15 protein-coding genes are annotated in these 14,893 nt (G+C 71.1%); 2 read left to right on the top strand and 13 right to left on the bottom strand.

Features of this window, described 5'->3' with window-relative positions; all coding sequences use genetic code 11:
- Positions 1-29 precede the first annotated feature (29 nt).
- On the top strand, positions 30-935 hold the full coding sequence (locus tag MYF83_RS22805) for a dihydrodipicolinate synthase family protein (protein WP_248962655.1): 906 nt from the start codon (positions 30-32) through the stop codon (positions 933-935).
- Positions 932-1,696, top strand: a complete 765-nt coding sequence (locus MYF83_RS22800; protein WP_248962654.1) for a ribonuclease activity regulator RraA — start codon at positions 932-934, stop codon at positions 1,694-1,696. The genes MYF83_RS22805 and MYF83_RS22800 overlap by 4 nt, the downstream gene beginning before the upstream one ends.
- A gap of 27 nt (positions 1,697-1,723) precedes the next feature.
- Here the strand turns inward: MYF83_RS22800 and MYF83_RS22795 are convergent, their stop codons facing one another.
- The 13 genes from MYF83_RS22795 to MYF83_RS22735 all read right to left on the bottom strand — a co-directional run bounded on the left by MYF83_RS22795 (position 1,724) and on the right by MYF83_RS22735 (position 14,893).
- A complete protein-coding gene (locus tag MYF83_RS22795; RefSeq protein WP_248962653.1) occupies positions 1,724-2,407 on the bottom strand; it encodes a GntR family transcriptional regulator in 684 nt (227 codons plus the stop codon).
- 88 nt (positions 2,408-2,495) lie between these two features.
- Positions 2,496-3,512: an NAD-dependent epimerase/dehydratase family protein gene (locus tag MYF83_RS22790; protein ID WP_248962652.1), complete on the bottom strand. Its 1,017-nt coding sequence runs from the start codon at positions 3,510-3,512 to the stop codon at positions 2,496-2,498.
- Positions 3,513-3,578: 66 nt separating this feature from the next.
- Entirely contained in the window at positions 3,579-4,808 is a 1,230-nt protein-coding gene (locus MYF83_RS22785; RefSeq protein WP_248962651.1) for a hypothetical protein, read from the bottom strand.
- On the bottom strand, positions 4,805-6,097 hold the full coding sequence (locus MYF83_RS22780) for a phenylacetate--CoA ligase family protein (protein ID WP_248962650.1): 1,293 nt from the start codon (positions 6,095-6,097) through the stop codon (positions 4,805-4,807). The genes MYF83_RS22785 and MYF83_RS22780 overlap by 4 nt, the downstream gene beginning before the upstream one ends.
- Positions 6,098-6,099: 2 nt before the next feature.
- Positions 6,100-6,831: a hypothetical protein gene (locus MYF83_RS22775; protein WP_248962649.1), complete on the bottom strand. Its 732-nt coding sequence runs from the start codon at positions 6,829-6,831 to the stop codon at positions 6,100-6,102.
- On the bottom strand, positions 6,828-8,036 hold the full coding sequence (locus tag MYF83_RS22770; protein WP_248962648.1) for an ATP-grasp domain-containing protein: 1,209 nt from the start codon (positions 8,034-8,036) through the stop codon (positions 6,828-6,830). Before MYF83_RS22770 ends, MYF83_RS22775 begins: the two co-directional genes overlap by 4 nt.
- Entirely contained in the window at positions 8,033-9,013 is a 981-nt protein-coding gene (locus MYF83_RS22765) for a glycosyltransferase family 2 protein (protein ID WP_248962647.1), read from the bottom strand. The genes MYF83_RS22770 and MYF83_RS22765 overlap by 4 nt, the downstream gene beginning before the upstream one ends.
- Positions 9,014-9,066: 53 nt before the next feature.
- On the bottom strand, positions 9,067-9,819 hold the full coding sequence (locus MYF83_RS22760) for a HalD/BesD family halogenase (RefSeq protein ID WP_248962646.1): 753 nt from the start codon (positions 9,817-9,819) through the stop codon (positions 9,067-9,069).
- Positions 9,812-11,155: a phenylacetate--CoA ligase family protein gene (locus tag MYF83_RS22755; protein ID WP_248962645.1), complete on the bottom strand. Its 1,344-nt coding sequence runs from the start codon at positions 11,153-11,155 to the stop codon at positions 9,812-9,814. The genes MYF83_RS22760 and MYF83_RS22755 overlap by 8 nt, the downstream gene beginning before the upstream one ends.
- Entirely contained in the window at positions 11,152-11,970 is an 819-nt protein-coding gene (locus MYF83_RS22750) for a hypothetical protein (protein ID WP_248962644.1), read from the bottom strand. Before MYF83_RS22750 ends, MYF83_RS22755 begins: the two co-directional genes overlap by 4 nt.
- Before the next feature lies 1 nt (position 11,971).
- Entirely contained in the window at positions 11,972-12,334 is a 363-nt protein-coding gene (locus MYF83_RS22745; protein WP_248962643.1) for a YybH family protein, read from the bottom strand.
- Positions 12,335-12,360: 26 nt separating this feature from the next.
- Positions 12,361-13,350 carry a GNAT family N-acetyltransferase gene (locus MYF83_RS22740; RefSeq protein WP_248962642.1) on the bottom strand — a complete coding sequence of 330 codons (990 nt, stop codon included), beginning with the start codon at positions 13,348-13,350 and terminating at the stop codon, positions 12,361-12,363.
- Entirely contained in the window at positions 13,340-14,893 is a 1,554-nt protein-coding gene (locus MYF83_RS22735; RefSeq protein WP_248962641.1) for a nucleotidyl transferase family protein, read from the bottom strand. Before MYF83_RS22735 ends, MYF83_RS22740 begins: the two co-directional genes overlap by 11 nt.

Below are 14,893 nucleotides of genomic sequence, written 5' to 3'. Positions count from 1 at the left end.
TCAGGATTCGCCGTGGAGGGAAGATCGTGATGTTGGATGACGTGAGGCGGGCGCTTTCGTCGGTGGTGTCCATACCGGTGACGCCGTTCGACGGGTTCGGGCGGATCGACGAGCCGGCCTACACCGCCGTGGTGTCGCGGGTGGTCGCGGCGGGGATCACGGCGGTCACGCCCAACGGCAACACCGGAGAGTTCTACTCGCTGTCCGTCGCCGAGCTGAACCACGTGGTCGCGCTCGCCCTGGAGTCGGCCGGCGAGGCCACCGTCATCGCCGGCGTCGGGCATGACACCGGCTCGGCCGTCCGGCTCGCCACCGAGGCCGCGAACCTCGGCGCGCACGCCGTCATGGTCCACCAGCCCGTGCATCCCTACCAGTCGGAGGAAGGCTGGGTCGACTACCACAGGGACGTCGCCGAGGCCGTCCCCGGGCTCGGCGTGGTGTGCTACCTCCGGTCCCCGCTGATCATCCCCAGGACGGTGAAGGCCCTGGTGGACGCGTGCCCGAACGTGGTCGGGGTCAAGTACGCGCTGCCCGACCCGGTGCGGTTCGCCGAGATGGCGGCCGAGGTCCCCGAGGTCACCTGGGTGTGCGGGCTCGCCGAGAGCTGGGCGCCGTTCTACTGGATGGGCGGCGCGCGCGGGTTCACCTCCGGCCTGGTCGCCATCGTGCCCGAGTTGTCGCTCGAACTGCACGGCCTGCTCCAGGCCGGCGACGCCGGCGGGGCGATGCGGCTGTGGCGGCGGCTCAAGCCCATCGAGGACCTGCGCGCCAGGCGCGGCAACGCCAACAACGTCTCGGTGCTCAAGGAGGCACTGGCCCAGCTCGGCCTGTGCCGCCGCGACGTGCGCCCCCCGATCTCCGTCCTCCCCGACGGCGAACGCGACGAGGTCACCGCCATCCTCCGTTCCCTGCGCCTCCCGGTCGGTGCCGCATGAGCGGGCGGGAAGACGTGAGCGGGTGGGAAGGCGTGAACGGGCAGGCGGGGGAGGACGCGCTCGGGCCGGAGGTCTTCGACGCCTTGCGCCGGGTCTCCACGGCGACGGTCACCACGCAGCTGTTCTCCCGCGGGCTGCGCAACACCTTCCTGGCCGGGCTGCGCCCGCTCAACCCCGCCCGCACCCGCATGGTGGGGGAGGCGTTCACGCTGCGGCACATCCCCGCCCGCGAGGACCTCGACGTGCTGTCGGTGTTCAAGGACTACGACCACCCGCAGCGGCTCGCGGTCGAGTCGGTCGGGCCCGGGCAGGTGCTCGTCATGGACTGCCGGGGCCAGACGCGGGCGGCCTCGATCGGCGGCATCCTCGCGACCCGCCTGCTGCGCCGCGGCGCCGCCGGGCTGGTCACCGACGGCGCGGTCCGCGACTCGCCGTTCTTCGCCGAGCTGGAGCTGCCCGCCTTCGCCGCCGGCGTCTGCGCGACCACCAACCTCGCGCGCCACCACGCGATCGACCTGCAGGTGCCCATCGGCTGCGCGGAGGTTCCGGTGTACCCGGGCGACGTCATCGTCGCCGACGCCGAGGGCGTCGTCTGCGTGCCGCGCCACCTCGCGGCCGAGGTGGCCCGCGACGCCCTCGAGCAGGAGCGGCTGGAGGAGTTCATCCAGTCGGAGATCGAAGCGGGCGCCCCGCTCCGCGGCACCTACCCTCCGGACGAGGAGACCCTGCGCCGCTACCGCTCCGGTCCCCCGGGCGCCTAGCGGGGAGCCGCGCGCGGCTCCCCGCGCTCAGGCTTTGCGGGGGCGGCTGAGGTGGGTGACGCTGCGCTTGACGTGCGATCTGATCAGGCGTTCGGCGAGGGTGGCGTTGCCCTGTTCAACGGCGGCGAGGATGTCCTCGTGCTCGGCGAACTCCTCGCGCCAGGTCGGCCAGTGCCGCCACAGCACGGTCACCGTGCCGAGCGCGGTGAGGTCCTGCAGGTTGTCCAGCTGGGTGGTGACAAGCTCGTTGTCGCAGCCGGAGTAGAGCGCTCGGTGGAAGCGGCGGTTGGCCAGGCTGAGGGCCGTCGGGTCCTCTCCCGACAGCAGCTCGCGGGCCTCGCCGAGCGCCTGCCGGGCGTCCGCCACGGTGGCCGGGCGGCCCATGCGCGTGGAGGACGCCACCGCCCACGGCTCGAGCAGGAGACGGAGCTCCTGGGCCTTGCGCAGGTCGGCGGCGTCCAGCACGCGGACGCTGACGCCCCGGTTGGGGCTGATGACCACCAGCCCGGTCGAGGCGAGCCCGATCAGCGCCTCGCGCACGGGGGTCTTGGAGACCCCGAGTTGCTCGGCGAGCCGGCGCTCGACCAGCGTCTCGCCCGGCTTGATCCGGCCGGACAGGATCGCGGTCCTGATCGAGTCGGCGACGAGGTCGGTGCGGGTGATCGACCGTGCCACGGGCCGCAGAACCGGTTCCTCTGAGATGTTGTACACCGGTATATCGTCCCGCACCTCCGCGGGTGCGCGTTAACGGCGCACTGCGAGAGGCGGAGGCGGACGCCCGCGGCCGATGGCGAACCGGTCAGGAGGGGACGATCAGGGCCTGCCACGAGGGGGGCATGTTGCGGGCCACCTCGATCCCGGAGAAGACCGACGGCTCCTGCGGTCCGTGCTTCTTGGCCCAGGCGGCCATCTGCGCGAGCCCGCCGGCGAGCGGCATCGCGTCGGCCCCGACGCCGAGGAGGTCGCGCGCCTTCTGGTGGGAGGAGTAGGCGTGGACCACCTCGTGGCGGGCCGGCAGGTGCCGCACCCGCAGGGGCGCGCCCATGGCCGAGGCGACCGCGGCGGCCAGCTCGTTGACCGTGTACGGAGTGTCGCCGCCGATGTTGAAGGTCTCCCCGTACGCCCGCGGGTTGCCGATCGACCGGGCGATCGGGAGCGCGACGTCGTCGATGTGGCTGAACGCCCTGGTCTGCTCGCCGTCCCCGAAGATGGTGCACTCCTCGTCGCGCAGGATCTGGTTCATGAAGATGCCGATGACATTGCGGTAGCGGTCGCCGATGTTCTGCCGCTCGCCGTAGACGTTGTGCGGGCGGAAGATGATGTACGGAAGGCCGAACATCTCGTGGGTGACCTTCAGCTCCTGCTCGACCGCGTACTTGGCGATCCCGTACGGGTCGACGGGCGCCGGCACGAGGTCCTCGGTCATCGGCGGCTCGGCGTGCCCGTAGACGGCGATGGAGGAGGTGAAGACGAAGCACCGTACCGTCTCGGCGTTCACCGACGCGTTGATGAGGTTGATGCTGCCGATCACGTTGTTGGTGTAGTTGTAGCGCTTGATGAAATGGCTCAGCCCCTCGGCGGCGTACGCGGCCAGGTGGAAGACGTAGTCGAACCTCCACTCGGCGAACAGCGCGTCGACCACCTCGGCGTCGCAGACGCTGCCCTGGTGGAAGTGGGCGCCGCCTGGCACGTTGGCCGCGTCCCCTCCGGACAGGTCGTCCAGCACGACGACCCGGTGGCCGGCCCGGACCAGGTCGGCCGCGACGTGCGAGCCGATGAACCCGGCGCCGCCGGTGACCAGTGAGGTGGGGGTCATCACAGAAACTCCTATCCACCAGCCGTGACGGCGTGGTGCGCTGAGGTGGGGGCGGGCATGTGCCGCTCAGACCCCGGGGATCGGTTGATGGGAGAGCGCGCGCCGTGGTCCCAGCCAGCGCAGGACGGCCGCCGCGTGCACGAGTTCGCCCGCGGCGAGCACGGCCACCGCGCCGAGGGCTCCGGCCCAGGGCACGACGAGGAAGGCCAGCGCCCCGACCGCCACCAGCGAGATCGCCGCGCCCGTGGCGGTGGCGGCCAGCGCCTCGGGGGTGGCGTTCTCCATCAGGTAGTTCGCGCTGCCCATCGCGAAGATGATCGGGACACAGGCGGCGTAGAGGATGACGACCCCCACGCCGCCGAGCGGGCGCAGCGACAGCAGCGCCGCGCCGAGGACGACCAGCAGGTACGGCGTCCCGGTCAGCATGAGCAGGCGCAGCCAGCGGGCCAGCCGGTCGTGCACGCCGGTCAGGTCACGCTGGTGCAACGCCCGGGAGACGTCGGGTTGCACGATGCGGAGCAGGTAGCCGAAGGCGTTCAGGAACGTCGAGGAGGCGACGAAGGCCATGTACAGCCCGCTGCTCTCCGCGTCCGCGCCGCTCACCGAGAGCGCCAGGAAGAGCAGGCTCGTCGACAGGCCGCCGACCACATCGGGGACCGCCATCAGCAGGGATGTCCCGACCGCGGCGCGCACCAGAGTGCGGCGGCGCAGGCCGCCGAAGCGGGGCCGCAGGCCGGCCAGCAACACCGCGTTGAGCACGGCCAGGGTCGCGACGCACAGGGCCAGGAACACCATCGGCGCGGCGTACAGCACCGCCACCCCTGTCCAGCAGGCCAGGGCCGCGGCCAGCACGAGATGGTTGGCGACGTCCCTGCCCGGCCTGCCGACCGCCCGGCACAGGCCGACCAGTACCTGGTTGCCGCCCAGGAAGATCGCGTAGAGCCCGGCCAGGGCGGCCGGCGGGCCGGGGCCGTCCTGGCGGAAGAACAGGACGGCCGCCAGCACGGCGAGCGCCACCAGCAGGAGCGCCCCGGCCAGCGCCACGTAGATGCCGACCAGCAGGGGGCCGGTGTGCCGGACCCGCGGGATCAGCTTCAGGGCGCATTTCTCGATCCCGATCGAGGCGAGGGGAGTGAGGAACGTGGCGGCCCCCATCGCCTGGGCGTATTCGGAGTACCCCGCGGAGCCCCAGGCCGCGAGCAGCGCGATGTTGACCAGCAGGGTGGTCCCCCGGAAGGCGGCGCGCCCGCCGACCAGCGCCGCCATGAGCTTCGGCGCCGGGGCCCGCACTCTCATGCGGGCGGCGCGGCGTAGTCGGAGGTGACGAACCTGCCCTTGCCTCCCGGGGTGATCTCCACCGATTCGACGGCCACGACCTCCAGCGGGAACTCGCCGTCGGCCAGGGCGAAGAGCTTGTCGCGAACGGTCGCGAAGACCTTGCTCTCCTCCTCGCCGCCGGAGAGGCCGCCGCTGGGGACGACGTGCACGCGCACCAGCCCCTCGGCGTCCTGGTGCACGAAGCATTCGCTGATCCCCGGATGGGTGGCGGCCAGGTGCAGGAAGGCGTCGGGGTAGAGCCGCTCGCCGGACGGGAGCGTGACGAAGTCGTTGCTGCGCCCCGTGGTGAGCCGCAGGGTGCGGAACCGGCGCCCGCAACGGCACCGGCCGGGTTCGATGAGCCCGATGTCCCCGAGGCTGTAGCGCAGGAGTGGCATGGCCCGCTCCAGGAAGGCGGTGACGACCACCTGCCCGGGCTCCCCGTCCGGGACGGGCTTGCCGTGCTCGTCCACGATCTCGCAGTAGATACGGTCCTCGCCCAGGTGCGCGCGGCCGTACCGGCAGTCGTAGGCGACGTTGAGCACCTCGAACGCCGAGTACTCGTCGAAGACCGGCGCGCCGAAACGCTCGGCGAACATCGCCCGATGCTCGGGAAGCAGCAGCTCCGATTCGGTCATGACGATCCGGAGCGTCCGCTTCAGGAGCGCGAGCTCCGCGGGAGTGAGCTCGCGCAGCAGCGCCCGCAGGTGCACGGGGTAGCCGATGAGGACCTTGGGCCGGTTGGCCAGCAGCTCCGCCTTGATCTCCCGCATCGGCCGATGCGAGAGGATCACGTGCCGCCGGAACAGCTTGAACCGCTCGAACAGCCTGGCGGGCGGGGCGAACGGGCGGATGTGGCTGAGCCGGTCGGTCGGCAGGTAGCGGGCGGTGGCCAGGAACCGGCGCACGCAGGCCGCCATGTGGTAGTCGTGGCTGTCCTGGTCGTGCATGATCCGGACCCGTCGCCCCGTACTGCCGCTGGTCTGGAAGGACAGGCAGCGGCCGGGATCGACGCCGTCGGCGAGCATGCGGTCCAGTGGCTGCTCGCGCAGCACCTGCTTGTCGACCAGGGGCAGCTCGGCCAGCTCGGCGAGGCCGCCGAGCTGGCCGCGGGCGTAGCGGGGGTCGTCGCGGTAGTACGGCACCCGGGTGCGGGCCAGCTCAAGCATCTTGTTGATCTCGCGGAGCTGACGGCGCCGCAGTCCCGCGACGCCGCCGTACTGGCGCGCGATGGTGAGCGGGACGTAGGCCGCCTCGCGGATCAGCATCGCTAGACGCTCTCGTGCTGGACCGGGCGGGCGTCCCTGCTGTCAGGGGTCTCGCCGGCCTCGGGCGGCCTCGAGGGGACCACCTTGCGGGCCAGCGCGTCCCACCAGCGCTGCGGGCTGAGGAAGACGGCGAGCGCCAGCAGCACGTGGACCGTGATGAAGGCGTACGCCTCGTACTTGGTGGGCGGGTGGCCGATGAACACGGTCATGTGCGAGGCCCACTCCCACACGGCCGGGATGGTGCTGTAGGCCGGGTCGGTGTGGTGGTTGACGGTGAGGAAGGCCAGGTCCTCAAGGCCCGAGAGCATCAGCAGCAGCATCCCGTAGGCGAGCCTGCGGACCGTCGCCGCGTCCCCGCGGCCCAGCCGGTAGGCCAGGACCAGCGACAGGATGATCAGCGGCGTCAGCGTCAGGACGTTGTAGTACAGGTTGTAGTAGGCGTCCCTGGTCCCGGACTCCACGGCCCCATAGAAGAAGATCTTGGGGACGAAGTAGAGGAAGTAGACCAGGAAGGCCGCCGGGACGAGCAACAGGGGAAGCCGGAGCCGCCTGGCCAGGTCCACGTCGAGCCGGGCCACGGCCTCGGTCGCGAAGACGAAGGGCAGCAGCTTCACCAGGAAGATCCACAGCGACTTCACCTCCCGATCGTGCGGCAGGCCGAACCAGACGAACGCGGCGGCGGCCACCGCCAGCGCCACGAAAACCAGGAAGCCGAGGTGTCGTCGGAGGGTCATTCGGAACCTTTCGTATCCGGCTCGATCACGAAACGGAGCGTGCGCAGGGCTTCGTCGAGAGCGCTTTCCAGCAGCCGCCTGGTGTCGGCGACCATCACCAGGTAGCCGAGCTTGTGGCCCGCCTGTGTGTAGGCGCGCACCCGGTCGCCCGCCGACTTGAACACCTGCACCTCGACGACCTCGGGCATCCGCTTGAGGTCGTCCAGCCCCTCGATGGCGGTGAGCACGCCGTCGACGTCGGCGGTCAGGATCCGCAGGGCCGCGGTGCGCCGATGCGAGGTGGTGATCCGCAGAGGCTCGCCCAGGGCCAGCCGGATGGCCGCCTCGACGGTGTTCAGCCCGAAGGCGTGCCGGACCATCAGCGGCATGCCGTTGCCGCCCAGCCGCGCGCCCATCTCGATGAAGAGGATCTCGCCCGCGGCCGTGAGCACGAAGTCGAAGTTGACCGGCCCCCGCTGGTGGCCGACCTCCGCGCAGATCGCGGTGACCGCTTCTCCGAGCCGCGCGTAGACGGCCTCGTCGAGGTCGGCGGGCACCACGTGCGAGATGCTGATCATCGACGGCGGTCCGGTGATGGTGCGGTCGGTGACCGCCATGAAGGCGAGCCGGCCGTCGGCGAAGAAGGACTCCACGGCGCAGTGCCGGCCGGCCACCAGCTCCTCGATGATCACCTGGCGGGAGAAGGAGTACTTCCAGGCATGCTCGATCGCGCCCGGCAGCTCGGCGGGACCGTCGATCACGGTGATCCCTTTGCTGCCGGAGGAGTCGGCCGGCTTGACGATCAGGGGGTAGTCCATGCCCGCCGCCGCCTTGACGAGCTCTTCGGCGCTGTCGCACTGGGCGTAGCGGTAGGCGGGCAGCCCCAGCCGATCGATCACCTCGCGGAAGAACCCCTTGTCCACCGAGCACCGCAGGGCGCCGGGCGCGGGCTGATGAGCGGTCCGGTAGATCCTGCTCAGCTCGGCGACCGACTCCTGGGCCGCGTCGCTGGCCGGCGAGATGACCGCGGCGACGTCGATCGGCCCCAGCGCGTGGGCGATCCCCTCGGGATCTCTGCTCGTCATGCAGAGAAACTGATCGGCCTCGGCGGCCCCGAGGGCGTCGGGCCGCTGATCCACGCCGATCACCCGGTAACCGAGCCTGCGGCCCTCGCGGTAAGCGGGGATCTGGTCCTCGCCTCCGCCGAGCACGATGAGGTTCCTCAACTTGCGTTCTCCCAGATGTCGGCGATGGCGTAGGGCGTCTCGTGGCCGTACAGGGCCTCGTCCGCGCGGATCGGGATGTTGGCCTCCCGGATCTGGTAGCGGGGGACGCCGATCGCCTGCACGCGCATCACCCGTACGAGATAGCGGGCGGCCACCGCGAGCAGGGTCAGCGTGACCAGGCCGGTCACCAGGCTCGCGGCGGCCACCTCGGCCGGGCCGAGCCGTCCCGCCGAGGCGAGTCCCAAGATCACGATTCCGGCCGTGACCATGGCGGCGGCGAGGCCGTTCAGCCAGACCAGCGGCCGGAACGAGAATCCGACGAAGAGCTCGAGGGCGTGCCCGAACAGCTTGCGCAGGTTCCATTTGCCCTGACCGTCGACGCGCGGACGGTGCGAGGTGGGCAGCGTCGTGTACCGGGCGCCGAGCAGCGGCGCGGTGGCGATGAAGTACGGCGTGGAGAGCCGGCTGTCCACCACCTTGCGCGCCACGCTGGTCCTGACGATCCGGAACACCGACGCCCCGAGCGGCAGCTCGATGCCGAGCCAGCGGCTCGCGATCATCTGGTGCCCGCGGGTGCCGAGCCGCCGGTACCAGGGATCCCGCCGGTCCTCGCGGACCGCGAAGACGACGTCGTAGCCTTCGAGCACCTTCTGCACCAGGCGGTGCATCTCGTGCGGCGGAGACTGCAGATCGGCGTCGAACTGCACCGTCCACGGCTTGGAGGCGTATTTGAAGCCGGCCGAGAACGCGGCCTCCAGGCCGAAGTTGCGGGCGAAGGAGATGTACTTCACCAGCGGGTCCTCGGCCGCGAAGCCTTTGATGGCCTCAAGGGTGCCGTCGGTGCTGCCGTCGTCGATGAAGAGCAGTTCGACGTCGTCGTAGCTCACCAGCTCCGACCGGATCTCCCGGTACGCCCGCTCGACGCAGTCGGCCTCGTTGTAGCACGGGATCATCGCGGTGATGCCGGGCCGCGGCATGCGGGCATCCTTGCTGCCCGCATGCGCGACCGTCGTATGCGTGCTCGACATCGTCAGTCGAACATCGCGTGCATGGTCTCGTGGGACGGCGCCTTCTTGGCGTCCGTCTCACTGCCCCAGCAGGTGTTGAGGATGATGCGGGTCCTGTCGGCGTTCAGCGGGATGGTGCGGTGCAGGGTGGTGTCGGAGCGAAGGAAGTAGAGGTCCCCGGTCGCGTGCCCGTAGGTCTTGATCGGGTGCGCCTGGAGGTACTCCTCGACCCGCGGATCCTGCTTGTTCCAGTCGGTGTGCGGGATGCACTGGAGCTGGCCGCCGAACTCCGCCGCCGGCGCCTCGATGATCCAGATCACGGTGAAGCTGAAGTCGCCCCAGTGCCAGCCGTGCGTGTCGCCCTTCTTGTGCTGGCGGATGGCGATGTACTTCTCCTCCTCCCAGGGGCACTGGACGACCGGCTGCGCCGCGAGCCGCGACAAGAAGCCCATCATCGCCTGGGATTCGTAGATGGCGGGGATGAGCTCGCTGTCCTTGGCGATCGCCTGCTGGCTGATGGTGCTCATGTACCGGGGTGAGTTGCCGGTCTCGGCGAGGTGGATGTCGATGCGCCGTTCGTGCAGGTCAAGCAGCCGGTGGACCTCGTCGCTGACCTCCTTGAACAGGTCGTCGGGTACCAGTCCGCGCAGCTTCACGTATCCCTCGCGGCGGTAGTGCTGGGAGAGCTTGCGGACGACGTGCTCGTCCGCGTACGCGGTCTCCAGATGCGCGGCGAGCCGCTGGTCGATCTTTTCCTTCAGGGGGGAGTCAGACATCTGCCACATGACCCTTCTCAGTTGACGGTGTGTCGGCGGAAGGCGCCCCGGAAGGAGCGAGCACCTTCACGATCTTGATCTTTCCGTTGGCCTCGGGGGTGATCTCCCGGACCTGGCGGACGGCGACGTCCAGGCCGGGCGCCTTACGCCGGACGGCGCGCTCGATGTCGGCCGGCACGCCGAGGCGGGCGCCCTCGGTCAGCACCACCAGGACCTCGATCGCCCCAGGCCGCCGCTGGATCAGCTGCATCCGGTTCACTTCGGGAAAGTCCTGCACGGCATAGGTGATGAAGTCGCCGTAGTAGCGCCTGCCGTCGGCGCCGGAGATGCGGTCCTGGTCCCGGCCGACCACCTCCCGCAGGATGGGAGTCCGCGCCACCCCGCACGGGCAGTCGTTGGGGCTGATCCGCACCCGGTCGCCGAGCCGATAGCGGATCAGGGGCATCGCCTCGCTGTGCAGCCGGGTGACGAGGATGTCGCCCTCGCCGTCCTCGACGGAGACGGTCCCGTCCGCGTGCTCGACCTCCACCACCAGATCGGCCGACCGCAGATGCATCGTCCCCTCCGGGCAGGTGCGGGCGATGGTGAAGACCTCGACGGAGGCGTACACCTCACGATGGGCCGCGCCGAAGTACGCGAGGAGGTGCGCACGCGCGGTCGGGGTCAGCCGCTCGCCGCCGAACAGCACGGTGCGGACGCCCTGGTACCTGATGCCGCGCCGCTGCAGTTCCTCGACGATGCTGCTGATGACGTTGGGGAACCCGACCAGGAAGGTGGGCCGGGCCGAGAGGAACGCCGCCACCTGCTCGTCCAGCGGCCGGCCGGTCGGGATGTGGAAGTTGCGCAGCACACCCAGCCGCTCCAGTGGATGGCGCAGGAACGGGTTGACCCGGAAGTAGGCGATCCGGTCGGTGGGGCGCAGCCCGCTGGTGAGGATGTCCTGCAGATACGTCGCCCGCAGGTAGCCCAGGTCCCGTTCGGAGTTGCGGATCGTGATCGGGATGCCCGAGGAACCGCTGGTCGTGGCCGCGCGGGTGTTCCCGGCGGTGAACCCCGAGGCGAGCAGTTCGCCGCCGGCCGAGGCGTTGTGCAGGTCCACCCGGTCGAGCACGGGGAATCCGGCCAGATCGTGCGCGGTCCGCAGCCCCCCGACCAGTGCCGGGGTGAGGACCCGCCGGTAGTGGGGCACGTTGTCGTAGGCGTGCCGGACCAGGCCGCGCAGCAGGAGGGACTGGAGCCGCAGCTGCTCGGCATGGCCCAGGCGCTCGCGCCGCCGGATCCGGGCCAGGTGGTAGGCGACCGGCGCCAGGTTGATCGTTGAGCGCAGGCGGCTCACGGGGCCTCCTCGCGGGCGGCCAGGATGGGCGTGCCGTGCAGCCGGCAACGGCCGGCCGAAAGGTGCGCGGTGCCCGGCAGGCTGACGTGCGCGAGGACCGGCCTGCGCCGCAGGCTCGTGAACAGCGGCCCGGCCGGCCCCTGGTGGACGTGGACGCGCCGCCAGTTCACGTGGACCTGGCCGCAGTCCCGGTGCCGGGCGCCCAGATAGCCGAGGTGGGCGTCATGCAGCACCTCCGCCGCCGGAACCGCCGTCGCCGGCTCGCCGCCTCCGGCCGGCGTCCTGGTGAGTTCGGCCGGGGAACGCCGCAGGAAGACGCGCACCCGGCCGGGGTGACCGGCCAGTTCCGTGACCTGCTCGCCGTCTCCGAGCAGATCCGGTTCGTGAGCGGCACGGAAGGCCCGTACGCTCGCGGCGCGCAGGGCCGGGTCGGCGACTTCGGCGCGCCCGCTGAGCACGACGTGGTACCGGGCCTTGCGTGGGGCGATCCGATCCCAGTCCAGCAGCGCCTCCCGCACTTCGAACAGAGGGCGGTCGCCCCGGTAGCCTCCGGTCAGCAGGAGCGCCTCGAAGAGCTCACCGGGCTCGCCGAGCCACGCCGGCGGCTCCCGCCGCGGCTCGTGCGGGTCGGCCACCGGGTAGAGCCTGCCCAGCAGGCGGTCGAGTCGCGACGCCTCGGTGGTCACCGGCTCCTCGAGCCTGGCGCCCGCGTCGGCCCACATCTCCCGGTAGTACGGCACGGTCGCGAACGCGTGCGAGAGCACGGCCCGGTACGCCCGCTCCCAGGCCCGCTGCGAATAGCCCCGTACCGTCATGTCAGGCGTAGGTGTTCTGGTCGTGGACGAGCAGCCAGCGCTCGCCGTCACGGGTGAAGAGCAACGTGAGGTAGTAGGTCTTCTGGTAGGGCCGCCCGTCGGGGTCCAGGTCGTCGTAGACGACCGACAGCACCGCGAACGCGGAGTCGCCCGCGGTCTGGACCCGGACGGTCTCCGCCCGCAGCGACCAGTCCGGGTCGTCGAACCAGGCGGTGTGGAACCGCGCGATCGCGTCCTTCCCCTCGAGCAGGGTGCCGCTCGGCAGGATCACCGACGCGTCCGGATGGACGGTGGCCAAAAACCCGTCCAGGTCGCGCGCGTCGATCGCCTTCAGATGCGCGGCGAGCGCCTGCGAGAACTCCATTGCCGGTCCCTTCGGATGTCGGGTGTTCACCACGCGGCGACGACCAGCGCCTGCGGAATGAGCTCGCAGCCGAAACGCTGCTTCAGCTCGGCCATCCCCTTGCCGAACTCGCAGGCCGCACGACCGCGCGCGATCATGTGCTCGATCTCCTGGAGATACAGGTCGAAGTAGAGGTTCCGGCGGCCGCCGTCCCGCACGTCCAGCGAGCCGGTGACGGTGGTGACCAGCCGGCGGCCGTCGTCGAAGGCCAGGTCGAAGGCCAGCAGCCGCTCCTGGTCGCGATGCCCGAAGTACCGCACCCCGTCCTCCCCGTTGAGGGACCGGAAATAGCGCGGCGGAATGGGCGGGACGCGGTCGCCGTGTTTGAGCCGGGTGAGGTGCGCGAGCAGGCTCGCCTGCTCGGGGTCGATCGCGTCGCCGTCCCGCAGTACCTGGGTCTGCTCGGCCGCCTCGGCATGGATGCGCCGCAGCCTTCGCCGGCGGTCCCGCGGCAGGCCCGCGAAGTACTCCTCCAGATCCGACCAGCGATTCGGCAGGAGCGTGTTGGGCGCGGTCGCGATCCTCGGCCGGAAACGGCGGCCCACCATCGGCAGCATGTCGGCCGTGACCTGCCGGTAGAGGATGCCCAGGCAGTGCCGGCCCAGCCTGCGGCGGAGCGCCTTCTCGAACGCGGCCAGCACGGCGATCCTGTCCTTCGCGTCAAGCCGCGACGCGAACGCGAAACCGCTGGTGAAGCCGAGGAGCAGCCGGCATTCGAACCAGCCCGTCAGGGGCGGCGATCCGGGCTCGCAGTACCCGCCATGGCGTCGCGGCGGCCCGGCCAGATCACCGGCGAAGATGCCCGCGACCTGCCCGCCGTCCCGCACGAGCCCGAGAAAGACCGGGCGGGGGGCGCACCAGGCGACGGCGGTCAGGGCGGCGGCCTGCCAGGCGGCGAGGAGACCCTCTTGCTTGCGGAACAGGTCCCAGTCGGCGGGCACCGACTCCGCGGTCGGGTCGATGATCTCAGCCTGCATCGCGATCACCCGGCCTGAGCAGGGCGAGCACCCGCTCGCGCAACGGGCGTTCGGCGTGGTCGAGGTACGCCCGGATCGCGGCGACGAGTTCCGCGGTGCCGAAGATCTCCTCCAGCCGCCTCAGCGGCGGCCCGTCCTCGGTGCCGAACAGGGTCAGGTAGAGCCGGCGGTAGGACACGCGGCTCCACCGCTCGGGCAACCTCCCGCCGGCCAGCAGCGTGCCGGCCTCCGGCTCGGCCTCCCTGACCTGGTCGATCCAGCATCGCCCGTGCGCGGCGAGCCACGCGCGGCCCCGCGCGACCCGCGCCGCGGCGGCCGGGCCGAGGATGGCGGTCACTCGCGCGGCGTCGTAGCAGTTGCCGTGCAGCAGGCCGAGGACGGCGCGCATCCGGGGCGGCGGTGCGGCGGGCGGCCGATCACCTTCACCGCGTTCGCCGCGGATGAGCTCGTAGAGCGCCGTCGCGCGGCGGTCACCGGCCGCCACCCTGGCCAGGAACCGGTCGTATTCGTCGTAGTACCCGAGGAACGCGGAGCGCTCCAGGCTGATCCGGAAGTCGGAGAGGCAGTTGGGCCGGCCGTAGAGCCAGAGGATCATCTGGGGTGACATCACCGCCATCAGATCGCTGAGCGTCATCCCGCCGCCCCGCGAGCCCGACACCTTTCCGAGGTCGCCGAACTGGCGGACGAGTCCGTAGGGCACGATGACCGGCTGCGGCGCGCGCAGGAACCCGTGGTAGATGGCCCGGGTGCGGTCCATGGTGCTGCCGGCGCTGCAGTGGTCCTGGCCCGCGGGCTCGCAGCAGATCCCCTCGTGGGTCACCCGCAGAGTCCAGTCCAGCGCCCACGACGGCTTCACCGGTTCGACGCGGTCGGTGGTCGTGACCGCGCCGCATGACTCACAGGCGTAGCGCACCCGCTTCCGCCCGAGCTTCAGGTTGCGCGTGGTGCCCCGGCCGCATTGCTCGCAGTAGACGCTGAACAGGTTCTCGGGCCTTCGCACGCCGAGGAGCCTGGCGAGCTTTCCCGAGGCGCGAAGGTACCGGCGCTGCAGGGAGCGGTAGGAACCGGCCAGGTACCGCTCGTGCTGATAGTGGGTCTGCCAGAGGGACTCCGGCGCGGTGCGGCCGTCGGCGTCCGCGTCGGCGGGGCAGATGCCCATCCGCTTGAGTTCGGCGATGTACCGCCGGCAGATCCGGGTGCTGCGTCCGGTGGCGGCCCCGAGCGGTCGGGCGCCGTAACCGGCCAGGTCCGGCTGCTCCGCCGCCTGGCTGGGACGGATCGGGTCGTAGTCGTCGAAGCTGAGCAGGATCACCGAATCGCGGCCGCGCCGCAGCAGCGCCCGGTGCACCAGGTAGGCGCAGGCGGTGTCACGGAAGTTCCCGACGTGGAACCGGCCGCTCGGCGACATGCTGGTCTGGATCACCACCTGCCGGTCCGGTCCATGGCGCCGGACCAGCCGCTCGGCGTAGTCGTAGGCCCAGTGCGGATGACTCGGGTCTTGTCTGAACAGGTCGGCATAGCCGGCCCGTGCCAGCGTGTCCAC

Source organism: Sphaerisporangium perillae, assembly GCF_023276435.1.
In the GTDB taxonomy this organism is placed as follows: Bacteria; Actinomycetota; Actinomycetes; order Streptosporangiales; family Streptosporangiaceae; genus Sphaerisporangium; species Sphaerisporangium perillae.
This window is presented reverse-complemented; position numbering and strand designations above follow the sequence as displayed.